The 22,303-nt window shown below is 44.6% G+C and carries 20 protein-coding genes; 10 read left to right on the top strand and 10 right to left on the bottom strand.

The annotated features are described in order from the left end of the window. Positions 1-225: 225 nt before the first annotated feature. The 4 genes from ACINWC323_RS16100 to ACINWC323_RS16115 all read right to left on the bottom strand — a co-directional run bounded on the left by ACINWC323_RS16100 (position 226) and on the right by ACINWC323_RS16115 (position 2,407). Positions 226-789 carry a lytic transglycosylase domain-containing protein gene (locus ACINWC323_RS16100; protein ID WP_032881019.1) on the bottom strand — a complete coding sequence of 188 codons (564 nt, stop codon included), beginning with the start codon at positions 787-789 and terminating at the stop codon, positions 226-228. A 325-nt stretch (positions 790-1,114) separates the two neighbouring features. Beyond that, entirely contained in the window at positions 1,115-1,333 is a 219-nt protein-coding gene (locus ACINWC323_RS16105) for a DUF2798 domain-containing protein (protein WP_005226294.1), read from the bottom strand. Further along, the gene (locus tag ACINWC323_RS16110) at positions 1,330-1,905 is read right to left on the bottom strand and encodes a flavodoxin family protein (RefSeq protein ID WP_009508408.1); all 576 of its coding nucleotides are present in this window, start codon (positions 1,903-1,905) and stop codon (positions 1,330-1,332) included. The genes ACINWC323_RS16105 and ACINWC323_RS16110 overlap by 4 nt, the downstream gene beginning before the upstream one ends. Before the next feature lie 10 nt (positions 1,906-1,915). Further along, positions 1,916-2,407 carry a DUF2938 domain-containing protein gene (locus tag ACINWC323_RS16115; protein WP_009508091.1) on the bottom strand — a complete coding sequence of 164 codons (492 nt, stop codon included), beginning with the start codon at positions 2,405-2,407 and terminating at the stop codon, positions 1,916-1,918. A gap of 81 nt (positions 2,408-2,488) precedes the next feature. Between ACINWC323_RS16115 and ACINWC323_RS16120 the strand changes: the two genes are divergently transcribed. The 5 genes from ACINWC323_RS16120 to ACINWC323_RS0118765 all read left to right on the top strand — a co-directional run bounded on the left by ACINWC323_RS16120 (position 2,489) and on the right by ACINWC323_RS0118765 (position 8,968). Beyond that, positions 2,489-2,896 (top strand): helix-turn-helix domain-containing protein, encoded by a 408-nt coding sequence (locus ACINWC323_RS16120; RefSeq protein WP_009508088.1) that lies wholly within the window; start codon positions 2,489-2,491, stop codon positions 2,894-2,896. A gap of 150 nt (positions 2,897-3,046) precedes the next feature. After that, entirely contained in the window at positions 3,047-4,300 is a 1,254-nt protein-coding gene (locus ACINWC323_RS16125) for an esterase-like activity of phytase family protein (protein ID WP_009508067.1), read from the top strand. 78 nt (positions 4,301-4,378) lie between these two features. After that, entirely contained in the window at positions 4,379-5,587 is a 1,209-nt protein-coding gene (locus ACINWC323_RS16130) for an MFS transporter (protein ID WP_009508071.1), read from the top strand. A gap of 157 nt (positions 5,588-5,744) precedes the next feature. After that, positions 5,745-8,126 carry a YgiQ family radical SAM protein gene (locus ACINWC323_RS16135; RefSeq protein ID WP_009508435.1) on the top strand — a complete coding sequence of 794 codons (2,382 nt, stop codon included), beginning with the start codon at positions 5,745-5,747 and terminating at the stop codon, positions 8,124-8,126. A gap of 302 nt (positions 8,127-8,428) precedes the next feature. Further along, the gene (locus ACINWC323_RS0118765; protein ID WP_032881017.1) at positions 8,429-8,968 is read left to right on the top strand and encodes a DUF2726 domain-containing protein; all 540 of its coding nucleotides are present in this window, start codon (positions 8,429-8,431) and stop codon (positions 8,966-8,968) included. Here the strand turns inward: ACINWC323_RS0118765 and ACINWC323_RS16140 are convergent. The 5 genes from ACINWC323_RS16140 to mdtD all read right to left on the bottom strand — a co-directional run bounded on the left by ACINWC323_RS16140 (position 8,965) and on the right by mdtD (position 13,926). Then, positions 8,965-9,321, bottom strand: coding sequence for a RidA family protein (locus ACINWC323_RS16140; RefSeq protein ID WP_004773913.1), 357 nt, complete (start codon positions 9,319-9,321; stop codon positions 8,965-8,967). The two genes, ACINWC323_RS0118765 and ACINWC323_RS16140, sit on opposite strands and share 4 nt — an antisense overlap. A 371-nt stretch (positions 9,322-9,692) precedes the next feature. After that, positions 9,693-10,760, bottom strand: a complete 1,068-nt coding sequence (gene dinB, locus ACINWC323_RS16145) for a DNA polymerase IV (RefSeq protein ID WP_009508433.1) — start codon at positions 10,758-10,760, stop codon at positions 9,693-9,695. After that, entirely contained in the window at positions 10,750-11,511 is a 762-nt protein-coding gene (locus tag ACINWC323_RS16150) for a glycoside hydrolase family 25 protein (protein ID WP_009508064.1), read from the bottom strand. The genes dinB and ACINWC323_RS16150 overlap by 11 nt, the downstream gene beginning before the upstream one ends. Before the next feature lie 11 nt (positions 11,512-11,522). Beyond that, entirely contained in the window at positions 11,523-12,491 is a 969-nt protein-coding gene (locus ACINWC323_RS16155) for a hypothetical protein (protein WP_009508060.1), read from the bottom strand. A 46-nt stretch (positions 12,492-12,537) separates the two neighbouring features. Continuing rightward, the gene (mdtD, locus tag ACINWC323_RS16160; RefSeq protein ID WP_009508042.1) at positions 12,538-13,926 is read right to left on the bottom strand and encodes a multidrug transporter subunit MdtD; all 1,389 of its coding nucleotides are present in this window, start codon (positions 13,924-13,926) and stop codon (positions 12,538-12,540) included. 164 nt (positions 13,927-14,090) lie between these two features. Between mdtD and ACINWC323_RS16165 the strand changes: the two genes are divergently transcribed. Beyond that, positions 14,091-15,872, top strand: a complete 1,782-nt coding sequence (locus tag ACINWC323_RS16165) for a choice-of-anchor I family protein (RefSeq protein WP_009508384.1) — start codon at positions 14,091-14,093, stop codon at positions 15,870-15,872. 52 nt (positions 15,873-15,924) lie between these two features. On the opposite strand, the gene ACINWC323_RS16170 is transcribed toward ACINWC323_RS16165, so the two are convergent. Then, on the bottom strand, positions 15,925-16,551 hold the full coding sequence (locus tag ACINWC323_RS16170) for an LOG family protein (protein WP_009508038.1): 627 nt from the start codon (positions 16,549-16,551) through the stop codon (positions 15,925-15,927). Positions 16,552-16,876: 325 nt separating this feature from the next. Here ACINWC323_RS16170 and ACINWC323_RS16175 point away from each other — a divergent pair, with 325 nt between their 5' ends. The 4 genes from ACINWC323_RS16175 to parC all read left to right on the top strand — a co-directional run bounded on the left by ACINWC323_RS16175 (position 16,877) and on the right by parC (position 22,265). Then, positions 16,877-18,460, top strand: a complete 1,584-nt coding sequence (locus tag ACINWC323_RS16175; RefSeq protein ID WP_009508423.1) for a TerC family protein — start codon at positions 16,877-16,879, stop codon at positions 18,458-18,460. A gap of 167 nt (positions 18,461-18,627) precedes the next feature. Next, a complete protein-coding gene (locus ACINWC323_RS16180) occupies positions 18,628-19,098 on the top strand; it encodes a YchJ family protein (protein ID WP_009508032.1) in 471 nt (156 codons plus the stop codon). 52 nt (positions 19,099-19,150) lie between these two features. Continuing rightward, entirely contained in the window at positions 19,151-19,795 is a 645-nt protein-coding gene (locus ACINWC323_RS16185; protein WP_005226310.1) for a trimeric intracellular cation channel family protein, read from the top strand. 250 nt (positions 19,796-20,045) lie between these two features. After that, positions 20,046-22,265: a DNA topoisomerase IV subunit A gene (gene parC / locus ACINWC323_RS16190; RefSeq protein WP_009508425.1), complete on the top strand. Its 2,220-nt coding sequence runs from the start codon at positions 20,046-20,048 to the stop codon at positions 22,263-22,265. The last annotated feature ends 38 nt before the right edge of the window (positions 22,266-22,303 follow it).

Genomic DNA, 22,303 nt, shown 5'->3' with positions numbered 1-22,303 from the left:
TTACCGTATTGATTCTTTTAAACGGGACATAAAAAAGCCTCGACATCCTGTCGAGGCTTTTCATATTTGGTTTCTTGCCATCAACTCCTGTCAATGACCACATCCTGTGCTGTTATTGTTCTGAATGAGACGTCCTGTCCCTGTATGAGTCCTATATTAATGAATGCAAGATGATGAGGACATTCGCCAATGACGCCAACCGGTGTAGGTTTTTACCGACAAGGTTTATAAAGCTTCTTTCAAGGACTGTTCATGTCGTTTGACCGAGCTGGCATAACGTTCAGCCTGTTGGCGCATATACGGGCTTCTGCGATAGCCTGTCGGACCCACATTGTAATAACCCAAGGCTTTTGCCCAGTCTCCAGTGGACTGATAGTAGTTCGCCAGAATATAGGCACCACAATTAATGTTGACATGTTCATCATACAGATCACCTGGACAAAACTGTTGCCAGAATTTTGGACGGACCTGCGTTAAGCCCACTGCATCCGCAGAGGAGCGGGCAAACGTGCGATAACTGGATTCCTGACGAATCAGTGCAGCGAGTAAATGCGGGGAAATGTTATGTCGTTCAGCAGTTTTGAGAATGATCGGAGCAACGCGATTGGCAGTGCTCGGCGCAACGGAGTAGGCGTTCTGGATTCCTGTTGCAAATTGTTGAGATTGACGTATAGAAGGGCCTTGAGTACTGGTACAGGCAGCGGTTAAATAGCTAATGAAAAGGACGACACTCAATTTGGCAAAAGTGATTGGGAACCGAGAAAAGCAAAATTTGTTGTAAATTATCATCGTAAAACAAGACTGACCATCATATATAAAACATGCGGATAGTAGGTAGCAAGCCACAGGGAGTCAATGCAGAATCGTAAGTTAAATCGTTTACTTTTTTTGTATTCAAACAAACTCAAGGACAATAAAAAGCCCCGACATCCTGTCGAGGCTTTTCATATTTGGTTTCTTGCCGCCAACTCCTGTCAACGACCACATCCTGTGCTCTTGTTATTCTGAATGAGACATCCTGTCTCTCTATGCTTGATATATTAGCGAATTGATCTCATCAGGGATATTCGCCAATGACCACAGTCACTGTAGGCTTTTGCTTACAAAGTCCCAATTAGCGTTTCTTTAGAATCCATCCTACCAACCTTTGTGCAATCGGTGCGCAGACCAATACGCTAGGAAAGGCAAACATCCATGCCACGATCCATGCTGACATCCACATGGCAAAGAAATGATCGATAAAACCGACTGCCTTTAATGTGGTGATGCCAGAAATTAAAAAAGACATCATGCAGGACAGAACCAATGGAAATAAAAGACTTGCTGCTTTCACGTGATCATCACTCCTTGATATGCACTTAAGCTGGATGCAAAATTTTGTCCAAATAGCTGAGCAGTTTTGATATCACCAAAATCAAAGGCATCTGCTGCACTGGCATGTTCAGCTTGTGCCATAAGCCCAGTCCATGAGCCGAGACGATTGGCTGCTTGCGTATACGGAACCCCTTGATGTTGCTCAGGTAAAATAGGGTTGCCGATCCATATCATACCGTGTTGCATCGAAAAGGTGAAAAGTGAAATCAGTGTAGATTGCTTATCCCCTGCGGGCAGTGAGGAAACGGTAAATCCTGCGGCTAATTTTCCTTTAAAGGCTTGTTTTTTCCATAAAGGCCCTGTGGCATCCATCAATTGTTTAAATGTGCCTGACACACCACCCAAATAGGTGGGAGAGCCCCAAATCAGTCCGTCATAGTGACAGAGTAATTCGGGTTGAGACATTAACTGCTCAGCGCTGAATAAATCAGTTTTAATCTGTCCAACTTGCGCTATACCGCGTTGAATCTGTTGGGCAATAAACTGGGTATGGCCCTGACGGCTATGATAAATAATGGCAATCGACTTCATGGTTGATCCCTCAGTGAAATAATGCAAGTAATAGCGCGCTGAGATATAAACCGCAGCCGAAAATAGCGTGGTTGATCAGGCTGCGTAGACAGTTATGCAAGGGCTGTGCTGTTTTAGCTGAGGCAATGCCTGCCCCCATAGCTGGTTGCATAATCAAGAAGGGAATGAGCACTGTAATCACGCCGAAAATAAAAGCAGAGCTAAATTGAGGCTGTCGTAACCATGCTTCTCCAACAATCAGCACAAAGCTGAAGGCAAACAGCATGCCGACACTGTAATGTGCCAGCCAACCCAAGGCATATTCCTGTCGGATGGCAGGACTTTGCGTAATCGATGCATGGATGAACTTGCCTCGAAACATCCAGCCCAACCAACGGCCCAACAAAGCAAAATTTAAGCTTGGGCGGTTGAGTGTTTTTAACAGTAATAGCCACATATCCATCATGATCGTGGCACCGACACCTAAACACAGGATTTGAAATAACAGTTGCGCAGTTTCCATTTTTTCACCTTGATCTTTTTTGCGTAAAACGCGATAAAGATAGTGTGCAAGTTCAAGTCAACTTGAAGTCAAGGGGTATTTATGGATATTGGAGAAGTTGCGAGGCGGGCCCATGTGAGCACCTCAACCTTACGCTTTTATGAACAAAAAGGTTTAATCAAATCAATAGGCCGTCATGGATTACGCCGACAATATGGCAAGCAGGTTCTGGATCAATTGGCATTGATTGCTTTGGGGCGGGCGGCAGGTTTTTCTCTCAATGAAATTGCACAGATGTTTGGCGAAAATGGTCAGCCTGAACTGGATCGAGCCATGCTCAATGAAAAAGCTGAACAATTGCAACAAATGATCCAGCGCTTGGATTTTATCAGCCAGGGACTGAGACATGCTGCGGTATGTCCCGCAGAAAATCATATGCAATGCCCAACCTTTCAAAACTTTTTAAAAGCCGCGATTGCGGGTGAATATCGACCGATCAAACTTGAGTAAGACTGGATAGGCGATCGTTAGCGTAGTTTATAAAACAAAATGTCGGGTTACATTGTCATCTTTTCGCCATAAAGAGTTCATGCGATTGCAGTAAAAATGTCATCAAAGCTTGCTTAAATTGGCATAATTTTTGACCAAGCGTATAAAACCATGAATAAGAAAACTTTATTGGCCGTATTGTGCAGTACAGCTTTAGGACTCAGTGCCTGTAACGATGATAATAAACCAGATCAGACCACACCCACAGAGAAAGTTACCGAGCCTACTTTAGTCTCTTTTGCCAAACTTGATGTTGCAACTTATGCGGCTGGCCCCGACTCGGGTAAAGCCGTGAGTGGTGCCAATGGAATTTATCCGCCATTTAAAGGGCAGCCAGTACAAGGCTTTTCTGCCGCTTTGAAAAATGCGGATGGTAGTTATATGGCCATGGCCGATAACGGTTTTGGCACACAGGACAATTCAGCCGATTTCTTGTTACGTATTTATAAAATCAAAGCAGACTTTAAAAGCAAAGCTAAAGGCACAGGGCAAGTGGCTGTGCAAAGTTTTGTCCAGCTACGTGATCCCAATAAACTGATTCCTTTTGAAATTGTGAATGGCAATACCGCAGAGCGTTTGCTGACTGGGGCGGATTTTGATCCTGAATCGATGCAACGTGCTGCAGATGGAAGCTACTGGATTGGCGACGAGTTTGGTCCTTATCTGCTGCACTTCTCGGCAGAAGGTGTGTTGCTCGATGCGCCGATTGGATTGCCAAATCCATTGAATCCGGCACAAGAATTACGTTCCCCACAAAATCAACTGAATAAAGCCAATATCAATTATGTTGAGCCCTTAGTTGGACGCAGTAGTGGTTTTGAAGGCATGGCCATTTCACCAGATGGCAAGTATTTATATCCATTGCTGGAAAAACCTTTACTGAATGATGCAACTGGCCGACTATTGATTTCCCAGTTTGACCTTCAGAAAAAAGCCTATACGGGTGTTTATTATTGGTTTGAGCTGAACAGCAAAGCCACCAATATTGGCGATTTCCAATTGTTTAATGACAAAGAAGGCATCATTATCGAGCGGGATGTGAGCCAGAATAATCTAGGCGGATATAAAAAACTGATCCGGATTAAGTTCAATGAGCCTAAACAAACGGTAGCGCGTGAAGATCTGGTGGACTTGATGAAGATTGCCAATCCAGATGCTCTATACGGCACCGTGCGGGCAGGAGATATTGGAACAGGTAAGGTTTTTGCATTTCCATTTGAGACCATTGAAGATGTCATCATTGAAAATGGAACAACTTTGACGGTATTGAATGATAATAATTTCCCGGGTTCATCGGGACGTAACGCCAAACTTGCCGACGACAATGAAATTATTCAGATTCGTCTGCCTAAAGCATTATTTTAAACATTCGGTCAAAATCGCCGAAATGATCATTCCGCATTTCGGCTGAAGGCGTATACTGATTGGGCATAAGGAGTCCTCATGTCTGAATCAGTGTTGCGCCCAACCCATATCGAGTATGGTTCAAAATCGTTTACTGCGATTTTATGGTCCTTGTTCTTTGCTGGTTTTGCATCATTTTCATCGTTGTACTGTGTTCAACCGATGATGCCGATTTTTGCAGAATTCTTTCATGTGACGCCTACCCACAGCAGTTTCCCGCTGTCTTTTTCAACCATTGCGCTTGCGATTGGCCTGCTATTCACCGGTTTTATTTCTGATCGTTTTGGGCGTAAGCCGATCATGGTATTTGCCTTATTTCTGGTCTCGATTTTATTGCTGCTGAGTGCGTCGTTTCCCGTTTGGGAAATTTTCCTGACCACCCGTGTTTTTATTGGTCTAGCGGTCAGCGGCGTGGCTGCGGTGGCGATGACGTATATTGGTGAAGAAATTGCGCAAAAAGATATTGGCTTTGCGATGGGGCTATATATTTCAGGTACGGCCATTGGCGGCATGGGGGGACGGTTGATTGCCGGGGTACTGGTTGATTTTATCTCTTGGCAAGCAGCAACTTATGCAATTGGTTTTATCAATTTCATTATCGCCTGTCTATTTTATCTGTTACTTCCCAAATCACAGCATTTCAAGCCCTTTCCATTCCGTTTTTCCCGTTTTAAGGCGGCGTTTGAGCAGAATTTAAAAGATCCGAAATTACGGATTCTGTTTGCCCAAGGATTTATCTTGATGGGCTGTCTGGTCACTGTATTTAACTATATTAGTTATCACTTGCTGGAAGCTCCCTTTCATTTGTCACAAACCTGGATTGGCCTGATTTCGATCGCTTATCTGGCCGGAATTTATAGCTCACCTAAAGCTGCCAAATGGGGCTTTAAATATGGGCGCGATAAAGTGTTACCAGTGCTGTTACTTACCATGATGCTGGGTCTGTTAATTACTTTAATTCCATCTTTATGGACGATTCTGCTCGGGCTGATTATTTTTACCTTTTCATTTTTTGCAGCGCATTCGACTGCCAGTAGCTGGGTCTCTGTGCAGGCCGTGCAATACCGTGCAGTCGCATCTTCACTGTATTTGCTCTGCTATTACATTGGGTCAAGTTTATTGGGCAGTAGCGGTGGTCTGGTCTGGGAAAACTTTGGCTGGACGGGGATTACATGCATGGTCGCGGTGGTGTTAATGCTGGGGCTGCTTTTAGCATTGCAATTGCGTAAAGTGCCGCAAAAGAATTAAGCCAGAGCGGCTTTGTTTAAACTTTATACAAACAATTTGTTATCTCCTTGTTCTTGAATATTTTATAAACAGGGAAAATGAATGAAATTCATGTTAAAATGATCGGCTTTCATCTTTAGATGTCTCTCCTCCATCTGCTAGCCGAGATTCGCAAGCCATGTCTACTGCCTATACCACGCAGACCGCGCCAAAAGCGCTGTTTGATTACGACAAATATTGGGCGTCGTGTTTTGAACCCGCACCATTTTTGCCGATGTCACGAGAAGAAATGGATCTGCTCGGCTGGGATGCATGTGACTTTATCTTGGTGTGTGGGGATGCTTACATTGACCATCCTTCATTTGTATCGGGGGTGATCGGGCGAGTGCTAGAAGCACAGGGCTTCCGTGTCGGCATCATTGCCCAGCCAGACTGGACCAATGTCGAGAGCTTCCGCGTTTTAGGCAAACCGACCATTGCATGGGGGGTAACTGCAGGGAACATGGATTCGATGATCAACCGTTATACGGCAGATCGTAAAATCCGTTCGGATGATGCCTATTCACCGAATAATGAAGCAAATAAACGTCCAGACCGTGCAGCAACTGTCTATTGCCAGCGTTGTCGTGAAGCCTTCCCGGATGTACCAGTTCTACTCGGCGGGATTGAAGGTAGTCTACGCCGTATTGCACATTATGATTACTGGTCAGATAAAGTCCGTCGTTCAATCTTGATGGATTCGAAGGCTGATTTATTGATGTACGGCAATGGCGAGCGCGCCATTATCGATGTGATGCATCGCTTGGCCAAAGGTGAAAAAGTTCACGAGATTACCGATGTTCGCGGTACCGCATTTATTATCAATAAACATAATAAAAAATCGAAAGCACAATTTGTCGAAATTGCCAGTAACGATGTCGATACTGTTGGCCGTGTCGATCCGATTATCAATCCTTATGTGATGACTGAAGATATTGATGGTTGTGAAGTTGAAAAAGAAAAAGGCAATTCACTGGCACAATATCAAAACTTCCAGAAAGAAATTGTTGCCAATCCGATTGTCCGTGAAGGTGACAATCTGGATCCGGATACCCAGATCGTACAGCTGAAAGCTGCACCCTCAAAAGCAATTAAACATAAATTACCGCCCCGTGAGCTGGCGGTGATCCGTTTGCCTTCTTTTGAAGAAGTGGCCAATGATCAGGTACTCTATGCCCATGCCAACCGTATTTTGCATCTGGAAACCAATCCGGGTAATGCGCGTGCTTTGGTACAGCGTCATGGTGAGCGTGATGTCTGGATCAATCCACCACCAATTCCGTTGACTACTGAGGAAATGGATTACGTGTTTGATTTGCCTTATGCACGTTTACCGCACCCAGCCTATGGTAATGCGCGTTTTCCTGCATTTGACATGATCAAATTCTCTGTGAATATCATGCGTGGCTGTTTTGGTGGCTGTACTTTCTGTTCGATTACTGAACATGAAGGCCGGATTATTCAGAACCGTTCGGAAGATTCAATTCTGCGTGAAATTGAAAAAATCCGTGATACCGCACCTAATTTTACCGGCATTATTTCGGACCTCGGCGGTCCAACCGCAAATATGTACCGTTTGCACTGTAATGATCCTGAGATTGAAAAGAATTGCCGTAAGCCATCTTGTGTTTATCCAGGTGTGTGTCAAAACCTGCATACCGATCATGCGCCTCTGGTTCAGTTGTACCGTAAGGCCCGTGAAATCAAGGGTGTGAAGAAGATCCTGATTGGTTCAGGTCTACGTTATGATCTGGCTGTGCTGAATCCTGAATATGTGAAAGAGCTGGTTCAGCACCATGTCGGCGGTTATCTGAAAATTGCGCCTGAGCATACCGAAAATGGTCCATTATCGAAGATGATGAAACCGGGCATCGGGACTTATGACCGCTTTAAGCAGATGTTTGAGCGTTTCAGTAAGGAAGCAGGTAAGGAACAATATTTAATTCCGTACTTTATTGCTGCGCATCCGGGGACCACCGATTATGACATGATGAATCTGGCGATCTGGTTAAAGAAAAATGGTTTCCGTGCCGATCAGGTCCAGACTTTCTATCCATCACCAATGGCAACTGCGACCACGATGTATTATTCAGGCAAGAACCCGTTGTCTAAAGTGGCGCGTTATACGGAGAGTGTGGACATTGTCAAAGGCGAAAAACGTCGTCGCTTGCATAAAGCTTTCTTGCGTTACCATGATCCAAACAACTGGCCTTTATTACGTGAAGCCTTGAAGGACATGGGCCGTTCTGACCTGATTGGTAATTCAAAACAGCATTTGATTCCGACCTATCAGCCACAAGGAACCGCTGAAGGAGAATATAAGTCTGCACGTAAGAAGAATTCGAGTGTTGCGGGAGATTCGGCAAAACGTGGTCAAACTTCAAACCGTTCTTCATCTGGGCAAAAACGGCCACAGAAAGGCCAGGTATTAACCCAGCACAATGGTTTACCTCCACGTGAAACAGGTGAAAAGAGACCATTCTCTGGCAAGCCAAAATCCAAAGCAAAAGCCCATCGTTAATTTGATGGAAAAAAGGCATGATATTTCATGCCTTTTTTATTTTCATCGCAGGCAAAGATTTATATTTTGATCACAAAACCATCAGGATTGGAAACATAAACTGACAATAACGACTTGAATAATGCCAGCGTAATGATTATAAATAAAGGGTAGAGGGCAGTTACGACTTTGGTCGTCTGGAAAAACACGATTAAAAAACTTAAGTTTGCACTGCAAAATGAATTTGCTATCGCTGTTATTGATTAAAAAAATTGGCTTAAAGCCAAAAATGATTATAAAAAATCTAAAGGGATTGATGGGTAATGTATTATTTCATAACAATAGTTGGATTGCTGTTGATCACAGCATTAGCATTTCGCCGCCTTCAGCAAAACAGGCGTCAAGACAGTCCATTAAAACGACGCGGTATTTTGAACATTGCCGAGCAGATCACCTTAATGCGTTTGCAAGCCGTTTTGCCACGTCATACCGTATTGGCACATGTATCTTTTGATGCCTTACTCACCACTAAATTTGCACATACGCGCCGTAAATATCAAGGTTTGGTGGCTGACTTTGTGGTACTCGACCAGCAACATCAGGTACTGGCGATTATTGAGATTGCAGACGAATCCTATGTTAATCGCCTGCATCAAAAACATTATCAGGACAGTTTGCTCGAGTTGGCCGGCTATCGTGTATTGCGCTATAGCAGCATTCCGACCGAACAGGAATTAAGAGAAGATCTGATGCCTGATCTGTTTGAACCGATGAGCATTCCAAGCACGGTCGTCACATCAGCTCCGCTGCCAAAAATGGAGCGGATGATGAAATATAATGAATTCGCCGTAAAATCGTATTAATCAGGGCGAACCGCAGTCACTGTCATTTCAACCAGAACATCGGGTGCATAGAGTTTAGATTCGACACAGGTACGTGCTGGGGGATGTCCCTCAGCAATCCATGCATCCCATACCGCATTCATGGCGGCATAATCTCGTTCGATATCTTTTAGAAAAATGGTAATTGATAAGATATGGGTCTTGTCTGTACCTGCATCTGCCAGAAAACGATCAATATTGTCTAAAGTTTGCTGTGTTTGTGCACTTACATCAACACTGGTGTCATCTGCCAGTTGGCCTGCGAGATGAACAAGATTTCCTGAAATTGCGACCTCGCAAAAACGTGAAGTGACATGAAGTCGTTGCACAGACATAGTGATTCCTTAATGAATGGGATACTGTCTGGATTGTACTTGATACAATTGAATCGCAGTGTAATTTTGTATAAATCAGGCGGAAAAAGTGTCTATTTCCATTAAATCATCAGGGAATGAAGGAGGAAATGAAAAGCGAAAGATGAAGAATTTTGATTGGAAAAAGAAGCAACTCAACAACATCGGAAGTGCCCTGTAATCTTCGGATTTGATCGTCACACCAATCACAGGAGCAGATGCTAAAAGCGAGGTTTTCTTTAGCAAAGCGCATAACATGGATAATGTTACGGCGTTGTTTAGAGTACTGAATATTGCATAAAAAGCAAACATAAATTTGAACAATAATTATGCTTCTGTTTAAAAAAACAGCACTACCATAAAGAAAGCTGGGATTCGTCCTGTGCCGTCTGTAGCTGGTAAACACCGACCCCGACCAGTCGGAACTGAAACGCCGGATCGATATGCATTTCATTAAGCAACTGGAAAACCACTTGTGCCAAGTCCTGTTGTGATTGCAGGGCCTGCTTAAAACTTTTACTGTGCTGCAATACCTGAAAATTCTTGAGTTTAAGTTTTACACTGACCCCGCGTGCGCTCAGTTGTTTTTTATTCAGACTGCGCCATACCTGCTCGGCGAGCGGCTGCCAGGCATGGCGACACTGTTCGAGGGTATAGTCGTCATCAAAGGTAATCTCTTTGGAAATCTGCTGGCGTTCGCGTTCTGCTTTTACAGGGCGGTGGTCAACTCCCTGAGCATATAAATACAGCTGTTTACCGTATTTACCAAAATGATGAACCAGGACATTCTCTTCGATTTTTTGCAGATCACCCAAGGTATGCAAATTCAGCTGGCTTAATCGTTCCTGAGTGACCTTACCGACTCCCGGGATTTTGCTTAGCGCTAAATCCTGAATAAATTTCAATACTTGATGCGGTTTAATCACAAATAAGCCATTGGGTTTGTTCCAGTCCGAGGCGATTTTTGCCAGAAACTTGTTTGGTGCCACACCGGCAGAAGCTGTCAGTCCCGTAGTTGCAAAAATATCGGCACGGATGTGCGCTGCCACTTCAGTCGCACTCGGAATATTCTTCAAATTTTCAGTCACATCCAGATAGGCCTCATCTAAGGACAGAGGTTCAATCAAAGCTGTATATTGCTGAAAAATATGATGAATCTGCGCTGAAACTTCACGGTATTTTTCAAAGTTGGGTTCAATCACCACCACCTGTGGGCAGAGTTTTTTGGCTTGTCCCATCGACATGGCTGAACGCAGTCCAAAGACACGGGCTGGATAGGAGGCAGCCGCAATGACCGCACGTGGATGGTGTGAAGATACCACCACAGGCAGATCTTTGAGATCAGGACGTTCTCTCAGTTCGACTGAGGCATAAAAGGCATCCATGTCGATATGGATGATTTTTCGTAATTCATTTGGCATCTTGAATGCCTTGCTGTTTCAGGAAAATCCGCCATTGTTTAGGTGATTCGGCATAGACATTTAAATCCACTGCTTTGGGAATACCTGCAATTTTTCCCTGACTGCTATGTTGCCAAAACGTCCATTGGCGACCATCTTTCAGTTCAGGTTTGCCTTCATAATCTCTGACCCAAAGCGGTGTTTCGGTGAAATTTCCCATCAACACAATATGATAAAAGCTTTTCGAGATATAAAAGATCGGCTGTTTGCCATAATGTTTGTGCAGTTGGTCATGCATGACCTGAATTTCTTTCAGTAACTGCTCTTTGGTATAGGTATTGATACAGTTACTGTCATATTCCAGATCAATGGCAGGTGGCAGGGCATCTGCTTTCTTCGGCACGGTCGCAATAAAATTTTCAGCCTGTACCTTACCGTCACGACATAGGCGATAAAAATGATAGGCGCCGACATGTAAGCCCTGTTCGCGAGCCTTGAGCCAGTTTTGCTGGAAATTACGGTCACGGAAATCGCCGCCTTCGGTGGCTTTGAGATAGACGAATTGATACTGCATCGGAGAGATTTTTTTCCAGTTGATCTCCCCTTGATGATGGGAAACATCAAAACCACGAATGGCATAGTCTTGCGCAGCAGCTTTCTGTTGATAGAACAGACCGAAATAACTCACCACACCCAGCATGACTGCTAATCCGATACTGGCATAGGTCGGATAATGTTGAGAGAAGGAAGATGCTGCGGATTTCTTTGCCATAGTATCAGTGTTTATGCGAGGTCGAGATGAGTGCCAGATTTGCAGTATTGATCATGTAGCAATTGTACCCGTTTCGCCTTGGCATTGACTATCTGACTACCAAATTGTTCCACAAATCTACAGGACGCATAAGGTTCGGCACGCTGTTGATAATCGTGAATCCAGTTATTTCTACTGGCGACATATTGCTGATCGACGGGCCAAACACCGAAGCCTAAGCGCTGCATGCCAATGCGCCACGGTTTTGGACTGATACGGGCCCGAAAACAGTGCTGGTTTTTACACATCCGGACATAGTGAGGATCAGCTTGAATCGACTCAAACAGTAACTCGGCTTCTTTTCCATTGGCATCAAAGGTTCGATGCATTGCCAAGATCCGGTGTCCTTTTGGCGTACGGTAGACACGCAAATGCCAGTCTGGATACTGCTGAGAAAAGTTGCGGATCGAAGCGAGTGAGCGCTGTTCAGGTGTCGTGGTAAAACGTTGTTGTAGCCTAGATAAACTCTTGGTAAAAACACGGATCAATAGAAATGACATCATCAGGCCAATAATCAGAATCAGCCAGGACATGAAATAAGCAGCGGCTGCGATTGAAACTAACAGCAGCAAGAAAAAAGCAGCAACATGCACGCTCAACCGAGCGGATTCTGCAAAGTCGATATCGGCAAATAGCACATCAGGCGTGTTGAGGCACAAGGCGCCGTAGGCATTGCGCGTGATCATCACATCATCATGCTGGGCAATAATTTCTTCGCGAATGGGCAGACCTTCGGCACCGTTATATGTGGATTTATGATCCATTCGATGAATGTTTTCACCGGCTTTAATCTTCTCAATCGCTTGTGCAATACGGTGCTCTGCATGCACTTGGGCCGCCTCTGGACTGTGATCTGACCAGCCAAAACGTTTAAGCGTGTAATGACGTCCTGCTATACGAGTTTTTACTTTGGCTTCAGCCCAGTACCGGGGAATAAGCATCGAATATTTTCCTTATTATTTTGATATGGTTGCCACAGCAATATCTTTAATCGGTGGTTTCTTTAGGGATCTGCCAGAAGACCATCGCCGTAATGATGTTGATACAACCGAGGGTAATAAGGGTGGCATGGAATGCGGCACTAATCGAAGCAGATGAGAAATATTGACCAAATACATTGATCAAGGTACCTGCCAGTGCCACGCCCATACTCATGGACAGCATCATAATCATTGATAAGAAACTATTGCCGCTGCTGGCATCCTGCTGAGGTAAGTCTTTCAAGGTCAGGGTATTCATACCGACAAACTGCAATGAATTGAGAGTACCAAAGATAAACAAATGCAGGATTTTCAGCCACAGCGGTGTCGCTGCCGTCATCAGGGAAAAACTGGCAATACACAGCCCGACCAACACGGTATTGGTCAGTAAGAAACGGCGATAACCGACTCGTTGAATCAGTGGGCGTACAATTGGCTTGGAAAATAATGAGCCGAGTACCATTGGGATCATCATCAAACCGGTAATGAACGGTTCGAAACCAAATGCCACCTGTAGCATGAGCGGTAAAATAAAGGGAATCGCATTACTGCCCAAACGGGCAAAGAAATTGCCTAAAACCCCGACCGAGAAAATTTTGTAGCCAAATAAGCGCCCATGAAACAGGGCATTCTGATGAGTGTGGGCATGGTAAGCATAGCCTGCCGCAGCGATCAGTCCAGCCGCCAATAGCGCTAAACTGACCAGCCGGGAATATTGCGGTGTCGCGATATTCTCGATGCCCAAAGACAAGCCGACCATCGCCACAATTAATAAGATAAAGCCACTTAAATCAAAGGATTTGACCGTAGGTTCTTTACGATTCGGCATGATTTTGCAGGTCATGATCATCCCGAGAATACCCATTGGAATATTGATCAGGAAAATCCAGTGCCAAGTGGTGACTTCCACCAGCCAGCCGCCTAAGGTGGGGCCCATTAAAGGACCCACCAGGCCGGCCAGACTCATCAGGCTCATGGCGGAAAGAAATTGAGAGCGTGGAATAATCTTGAGTAGCGCCAGACGACCTACCGGCATCAGCAATGCGCCGCCAACACCTTGAATCACCCGGAAAAACAACAGTTGTTCCAGATTCTGGGATAAGCCGCAGCCGAGCGAAGCCAGACTAAAAATGACCATGGAGCTCAGATAAATATTGCGGATACCAAAGCGATCTGCCAGCCAGCCACTTAAAGGAATACATGCCGCAACCGACAATACATAGGCCACAATCACGCCATGCATTTGCAAGGGGTTTTCATTGAGTTGTACAGCCATGGCTGGAATCGCGGTATTGACGATGGTGGTGTCCAGTGCCTGCATAAAAAAGCCAATGGAAACCAGAAGGACCAATAGTCGAAATTCGGGTTGTACTGCCTGATGGGTTGTGCTGGTCATGAGCCTTGATGAGTAAAAATTCAGCTTTAGTTTAATGCAAATAAGCGTGAAATAAAGACAAAAATTGTCAAATAGCGGTCATGAAACTGACATTAAAATGTCATCGAATTTGCACTACGGGCGACTAGATTAGCCATACAAAATAAATTGTATGGAATTTGATCATGAAATTTAAACTTTCAGTGTTATTGACAGCGTTACTGTCTGTGGGGTTAGTGGCGTGTAATGATGATAACGACAACTCAAAGCCAACGGCAGAAATCGTTGAACCGACACCAGAAACAATTAAACTGAGCTTATTGGGGCGCTACGAAACCAATATTTTTGCCCAAAGTGCGGCTGAAATTCCAGCCTATGATGCTGAAACCAAACGTCTATTTGTTGTCAATGCACAAAAGGGACTGGTTGATGTACTAGATGCATCTAAACCTGAAAAACCAATACATATTGCCGAGTTATCTGCACGTACTTATTTGACTAATTCGGAAGTGAATAGTGTTGCGGTGAAAAATGGCATTGTTGCACTTGCAGTTCAGGCTGAGCAGAAAACCGATACGGGAATCGTGGTATTTTTTAATGCCAAAGATTTAAGTTTTATCAGTAAAGTCAGTGTGGGCGCTTTGCCCGATATGCTGACCTTTAGCCCTGATGGTAAAACCGTTCTGGTGGCTAACGAAGGCGAGCCGAATGATGATTATTCAGTTGATCCAGAGGGCTCTGTCAGTATTGTCGATATTACTAATATCAAGCAACCCAAAGCCAGTGTGGCAGACTTCAAAGCATGGAACACGCAAAAGGCCGATCTATTGGCGAAAGGGGTACGGATCTTTGGGCCAAATGCGAGTGTCGCTCAAGACTTGGAGCCTGAATATATTACGGTTTCGGCGGACAGCAAAACCGCATGGGTCACCTTACAAGAAAATAATGCCATTGCACGTATTGATATTGCTCAGCAGAAATTCACCGATATTTATCCATTGGGCTATAAAGACCATGGTGTTGTAGGCAATGAGCTGGATGTCAGTGATAAGGACAAGAAAATTGATATCAAAACCTGGGCGGGCTTGGTGGGGATGTATCAGCCTGACTCGATTGCCAACTATCAAGCCAATGGACAAACCTATTTAGTGACAGCCAATGAAGGCGATAGCCGTGAATGGTTAAAAGATTCCAAAGCCTACTATGCCGGCGATACTGGTCAAGGTTTTGTTGAAAATATTCGGATGAAGCATTTATTTAACAGTAAGGGCTTTAATACAGGAGGAGACTATCCTGCGCATCTGCAAAAGCTAGCAGTTGGAGTGAAAGGTGCCAAGCTTAATCCAGTCACTTTTGCCTATTGTGGTGCAACAGAAACAGCTGCAGGCGGATGTCGTGAGGATGCGCAATTAGGTCGCCTGAATATTGCCTGGAATATGGGGTACCAGACCAATGCGGATGGTTCTCCGAAACTGGATGCCAATGGTTTGCTGACTTATGACAAGCTGTATGCCTATGGCGCACGTTCATTCAGTATCTGGAATACCCAAGGGCAACTGGTCTGGGATTCGGGTAGCGAGTTTGAAAAGAAAACGGCTGAGTTATTCCCTGATTATTTTAATAGTGACCATGAAGCAGTTGCTTTTGATGATCGTAGTGATAATAAAGGGCCTGAACCAGAAGGGATTACTGTTGGTAGCATTGGTCAAAAAACCTTTGCCTTTATTGGTTTAGAGCGAATGAGTGGCATTATGGTCTATGACATTAGTACCCCGAATAAACCGAAATTTATTGAATATTTTACCACACGTAACTTTACTGAAACTGAGACTGCAAAACAGGGCGATTTAGGGCCAGAAGGTCTGATCTTTATTGCGGCAAAAGATTCACCTAATGGCAAGCCATTGCTGGTAGTGGGCAATGAAGTGAGTGGTTCCACCGCAGTCTATCAAGTCAATATCAACTAAACGCTAACCATAAAAAAGCGGATCCAATCGATCCGCTTTTTTTATTGCAATCTTATACTTCAATATGGCTGGGTGCATTCAGGTTCTTGATCGCACTTGAGATTTGTTCAAGCGTTTCACAAATAACAACTTTGGCGCGATGTTGTGGGGGTAAAAAACCTTCTTCAACGGCATGATCCAGTTGCGCAATCAGTGCATCATAAAAATGGTTAACATTATAGATAATCATGGGTTTCTGGTGCTGGTTGAGTTGTCCCCAGGTTGCAATTTCCAGAATTTCTTCAAAGGTGCCTAAACCACCCGGCAAGGCAATAAAGGCACTGGCCCGTTCGGCCATCAGTGCCTTACGTTCATGCATGGACTGGACAATATGCAGCTCGGTCAGACGATGATGGGCAATTTCATAATCCAGCATGAATTCTGGGATCACACCGACCACTTCACCGCTATGATCAAGTACGGTATCGGCGACTTGGCCCATCAAGCCAATGCTGGCACCGCCATAGACAATACCAAGACCCTGAGCGGCAATATGCTGGGCCAGTTCGATGGCTTTATCACGGTAAATCGGTTTATTGCCAGTACGTGAACCGCAATAAAGGGCAATGAGAGATTGGGTGGTTTTTATGGGAGTAGGGGTAATGCTTTTCTTTTCAGTCATTATTAGAACACTATTCATTCGTTTATTTTCACCTTATCATTTTCGTTGTGCTTGTCTAGGCTAATCGAGCTTTATGACAGTTTTATGCACATTTTACATACAAAGTGGTTTTGTAACGCTTGGAAAGAATTTGCAAACAACATCAACATAAAAAAGATGAATTTCAGTGAAATCTTGCCTATACTGAAAATCCTTTTATTAATTTATGTCCCTCTATGAGTAGTGGTTGTTGTCGCTCCGCATTGTTCCTATTTCCTACAAAAAATGTTTTGGCTCATCGTGCCGACCTTTTAAAAATTCAACTTCATAACAATATTGCTGATTTTGCAGAGGAGTCACGTCAATGATTCTGGAATGGATGTCTGACCCCGCTGCATGGGTTGGCTTAGCAACATTGGTGGTGCTTGAAATTGTACTTGGTATTGATAACCTTGTTTTTATTGCAATTTTGGCAGAAAAATTACCGCCTGAACAACGTAATGCTGCTCGTAGAGTTGGTTTGATTCTCGCCTTACTGATGCGTTTAGGATTGCTTGCGGCAATTGCATGGGTGGTGACCTTAACCGAACCGCTGTTCCATATTTTTGATCATCCGTTCTCTGGTCGTGACCTAATTTTACTGTTTGGTGGTGTGTTCTTGTTATTTAAAGGCACCATGGAACTGCACGAACGGATTGAAGGTAAGCAAGCGCTAAAAGAAGAAAGTCCAGTACATGCTACTTTCTGGATGGTTATTGTTCAGATTGTAGTTTTGGATGCCGTCTTTTCTTTAGATAGTGTGATTACGGCTGTCGGTATGGTGAAGCATCAAAGTGTAATGATGCTGGCAATGATTATTGCTGTTGGTATCATGCTTTGGGCATCAAAACCACTGATGGATTTCGTCAATAAGCATCCAACTGTGGTGATCCTGTGTCTCGGCTTCCTGATGATGATTGGTTTCTCATTGGTGGTGGAAGGTTTTGGTTTCCATATTCCAAAAGGGTACTTATACGCAGCAATTGGTTTCTCGGTCTTGGTTGAAGTCGTTAATCAAACCATGCGTCGTAACCAAGAGAAGATGGTGACGACAACAGATTTACGCTATCGCACCGCTTCTGCCGTCTTACGTATGCTCGGCAATAAAGGCAATGGCATTGAAAGCCAGAACAACGAAGCTGAAGATGTATTGGCAACACAAGCTTATGCCAAAGAAGTCTTTGATGAAGACAATGGCGTATATCACAGTGTCTTGGTACAAGGTGTGCTTGGTTTATCTGAGCGCCCGGTCAAGTCGGTGATGACGCCTCGTCCAGAGTTGGAATGGTTAGATCTGGATGATGATCCTGCCGAGTTGAAACAACGTTTGATGGCCATGACCCATTCACGTTTGATCGTGGCACGCGGTGAGCTGGACAATATCGAAGGTATTGTTTTAACGCACAAAGTGCTAAACGAATACATCGAAACAGGTGCAATTGATTTTAGTAAACATTTACGTGAACCGGTGATTGTGCATGAGAATGCACAGGTCTTGATGGTCATGGAACAGTTACGCCAGGCGCCGTTACAAATGGCGATTGTCTTGAACGAATACGGTTCCATTGAAGGGATTGCAACGCCGATTGATGTATTAGAGGCGATTGCGGGTGAATTCCCTGATGAAGATGAGCTGGAAGCGGCGGCTGAAAGTCTTGATGATGGTTCGATGTTGCTGGAAGGTTCAACCGATATTCGTCATGTGTCTTTGTTATTGGGTAAAGATTTAGTCGATGAAAGCGAAGAATATTCAACTTTGTCAGGCTATATCCTGTTCCACCTCGGTCGTTTACCTGAAAATGGGGATACGGTTGAAGTCGATGGTTATCGCTTTGAAGTGGTCACTATGGATGGCCACAAAATTGAAAAAGTACGTATTATTGCCAAAGAGAAGCCAGAGCAAGATTAAGCAATGCCCGAGAAGCATTGTTGCGCAAGATCCGGCATGCCGGGTCTTGCGAAAGTCTTCTGTGCTTTGAGTGAAGAAATAACTAAGCAGTAGAAACTGGATAGCCCTGAGTTTAATCGTTGCAATGCAACGGTTGTCCTCGGGCTATTTTTATTTGAGAATTCAACATGATTTTGTCAAAGAATTGTCCTTGCGGACATGGACCTTATGCTGAATGCTGTCAGCCTTTACATTTGAAACAGCAGTCTGCACTCAATGCAGAACAATTAATGCGCTCGCGCTATAGCGCTTTTGCTTTGCAACAGATTGATTATATTCTGGAAACTACGGCTTTAGGGCAACAGTCCGCTTTGGACCGTGCTGCAATTGCTGACTGGAGCCAGTCTAATCAGTGGTTAAAACTGGAAGTGGTCCAGCACCAGCCCAAGCTGGATAAAACCCATGCACTGGTTGAGTTTAAGGCACATTACCATGACGGTAAACAAGCTCATGTGCATCATGAAATTTCACATTTTGTGTTGCATCAACAGCAGTGGTATTTCCTGGATCCGACGCTGGATATGCAAATCACCATGAAACAACCCTGCATTTGTGGCTCGGGGAAAAAATTTAAACAATGTTGTGCACAATTCATCTAACTTTGTCTTAGAATAGCGCACACTTTTACGCCTGATTTAGGGATGTAGGCAGATGTTACTCACCGTAATTTATATTATTGCCATTACTGCGGAAGCGATGACTGGGGCATTGTCAGCGGGTCGACGTAGTATGGACTGGTTTGGTGTGGTGCTGATTGCCTGTGTCACGGCCTTAGGTGGCGGTTCGGTACGTGACGTGCTGCTCGGGCATTATCCTTTAACCTGGGTTAAACATCCTGAATATTTAGTGCTGACCTGTGCTGCGGCTTTTGTCACCATCATTATTGCCAAATGGATGCGCCATCTGCGCAATATCTTTCTGGTACTGGATGCGCTCGGTCTTATTGGCTTTACCATCATTGGCTGCCAGATTGCCTTATCGATGGGACATGGTTTTGTGGTGTCTGCGGTGGCAGGGGTACTCACTGGAGTGTCGGGTGGTATTCTGCGCGATATTCTGTGTAATGATGTGCCGTTAGTGTTCCGTCGTGAGCTCTATGCCAGTATTTCCTTTGTCGCGGTGATTTGTTATTGGGTCTGTCTGGAAGTCGGTTTACCCCATGATCTGACGGTAATTTTTACTTTGGTATTTGGCTTTACCTTACGTTTGATCGCAATTTATTTTGGTCTGGAAATGCCGAAATTTATTTATCAGGAAGATGATGCCGATTCGGCTTCTTCCACAGATGAGCATTGATCTGATTCAATTGAAAAAGAAAAATACGCGCTAAAAAGCGACTTTGTACAACAAAAGATGCTGGTCCAGATTATGGCTTTATGCTGCTTATCGGCTGGTATATCATGAAGAATGTTTAACTTTTGAGGTCTTGTCCTCTTCGCAAGACACCATTTGACGTTTAAACAACAACAAGGGCTTGTCACAACGCCTGCATCCACATAGCATACAAAACATTGACGATAACAATGATTTTGGATGACTTGCTGAAATGACCAGCCTTGCACATCATGCAACAGAAAACCGTTCCGTAGCCGAATTCACTGAACAGGCTTACCTGAACTATGCCATGTACGTGATTATGGATCGTGCATTGCCGCATATCAGTGATGGTTTAAAACCTGTACAACGCCGTATTGTCTATGCGATGAGTGAGCTTGGCCTGAAATCGACAGGCAAGCCGAAAAAATCGGCTCGTACCGTTGGTGACGTACTGGGTAAATACCATCCGCATGGTGACTCAGCCTGTTATGAAGCGATGGTGTTGATGGCGCAGCCATTTAGCTATCGCTATCCACTGGTTGAAGGTCAGGGTAACTGGGGTTCGCCGGACGATCCAAAATCATTTGCTGCGATGCGTTATACCGAAGCCAAACTTTCTGCCTATAGCGAGCTATTACTCAGCGAATTGGGGCAGGGTACTAGCGAATGGCAGGACAACTTCGATGGATCAATGAAAGAGCCGATCACGTTGCCAGCACGCGTCCCGAACATCCTGTTAAATGGTACGACCGGTATTGCGGTGGGGATGGCAACGGATATTCCGCCACACAACTTGCGTGAAGTGGTCAAGGGCACCATCGCACTGATTCGTAATCCTGAAACTTCAGATAGCAAACTGGCAGAATATATTCCGGCGCCAGATTTACCGACCAAGGCTGAAATCATTACCCCGCCAGAAGAATTACTCAAAATTCAGACCACAGGTCGTGGCAGTTATCGTATGCGTGCCGTGTATACGGTCGACAAAAATGAGATTGTGATTACTGAACTGCCTTATCAGGTTTCGGGTTCCAAAGTGATTACCCAGATCGCAGACCAGATGATTGCCAAGAAATTGCCGTTGGTCAGTGATGTTCGTGATGAATCCGATCATGCCAATCCCACCCGTTTGGTGATTGTATTGCGCTCGAACCGTGTCGATGCCGAAACAGTGATGAGTCACTTATTTGCCACCACGGATCTGGAATCCAGCTATCGTGTCAACCTGAACATGATTGGTGCGGATGGTCGCCCACAGGTGAAATCGATTCGCCGTATTTTATTGGAATGGATCGAGATTCGTAAGCAAACCGTGACCCGCCGTTTGCAATATCATTTAACCAAAATTGAAAAGCGGTTACATATCCTGGCAGGTCTTTTAATTGCCTACTTGGATATTGATACCGTGATTCGGATTATTCGTGAAGAAGATCAGCCAAAACCGGTACTAATGCAGCATTTTGGTATTGACGAGATTCAGGCGGAAGCAATCCTCGAACTCAAACTTCGTCATTTGGCCAAGCTTGAAGAAATGGAAATTCGTCGTGAACAGGAAGAACTGGAAGCGAAAGCTGCGATTATTCGTGAGCAACTCGCCAATCCGGAATCATTAAAAAACCTGATCATTAACGAATTAAAAGAAGATGCGAAAAAGTTTGGTGATGACCGTCGTTCACCGATTGTGGCGCGTGCGGATGCAGTGCAAATTAAAGAACAGGATTTAATGCCTGCTGAACCTGTGACTGTCGTATTGTCGGAAGCCGGTTGGGTACGTGCTGCCAAAGGGGCAGAAGTAGACGCAGCAAATCTGAATTATCGTGCGGGTGACCAGTATCTCAGTCATGCAGTGGGTAAAACCAACCAGCGTGTGTATTTCCTGGATGAGACCGGGCGTAGTTATGCCTTGCCAATCAGCAGTCTGCCTTCGGCGCGTGGTTTGGGTGAACCGCTCAGTTCAAAACTTTCGCCTGCCAGCGGTGTTTCCTTTATTCAGGTATTTATTGATGAGGAGAGCAGCGAACTGATTGCAACCAGTTCCAACGGTTACGGCTTTAAGAGTCAGGCGGCCCAGCTAGACACCAATGCCAAAGCAGGGAAGGCTTTCCTGACGGTTGCAGACAAAGCCACCGCTTTACCACTCTTGCCTATTCAGCAAGCCACCCATGTTGCCATCCTGAGTTCATCGGGTCGTTTACTGATTATTGATTTAACTGAACTGCCAGCTCTCAATAAAGGTAAGGGTAACAAGTTGATACAACTTGATGAAAAAGAGCAAATTTTATCCATGACAACCCTGACGTTAGATGAAATAATCCAAGTCGATGCAGGACAACAGCATCTGAAGTTGAAAGGGGATGATCTACAAAAATATCTAGGAAAAAGAGCAACAAAGGGGCAACTTTTACCACGTGGATATCAAAAAGCAAATAGACTCCTCATTCAGAGATAAGGCTAGTATTCTGTGATACAAATACGTTATATATGACA

The organism is Acinetobacter sp. WC-323 (assembly GCF_000314615.1).
Lineage (GTDB): Bacteria > Pseudomonadota > Gammaproteobacteria > Pseudomonadales > Moraxellaceae > Acinetobacter > Acinetobacter courvalinii.
This window is presented reverse-complemented; position numbering and strand designations above follow the sequence as displayed.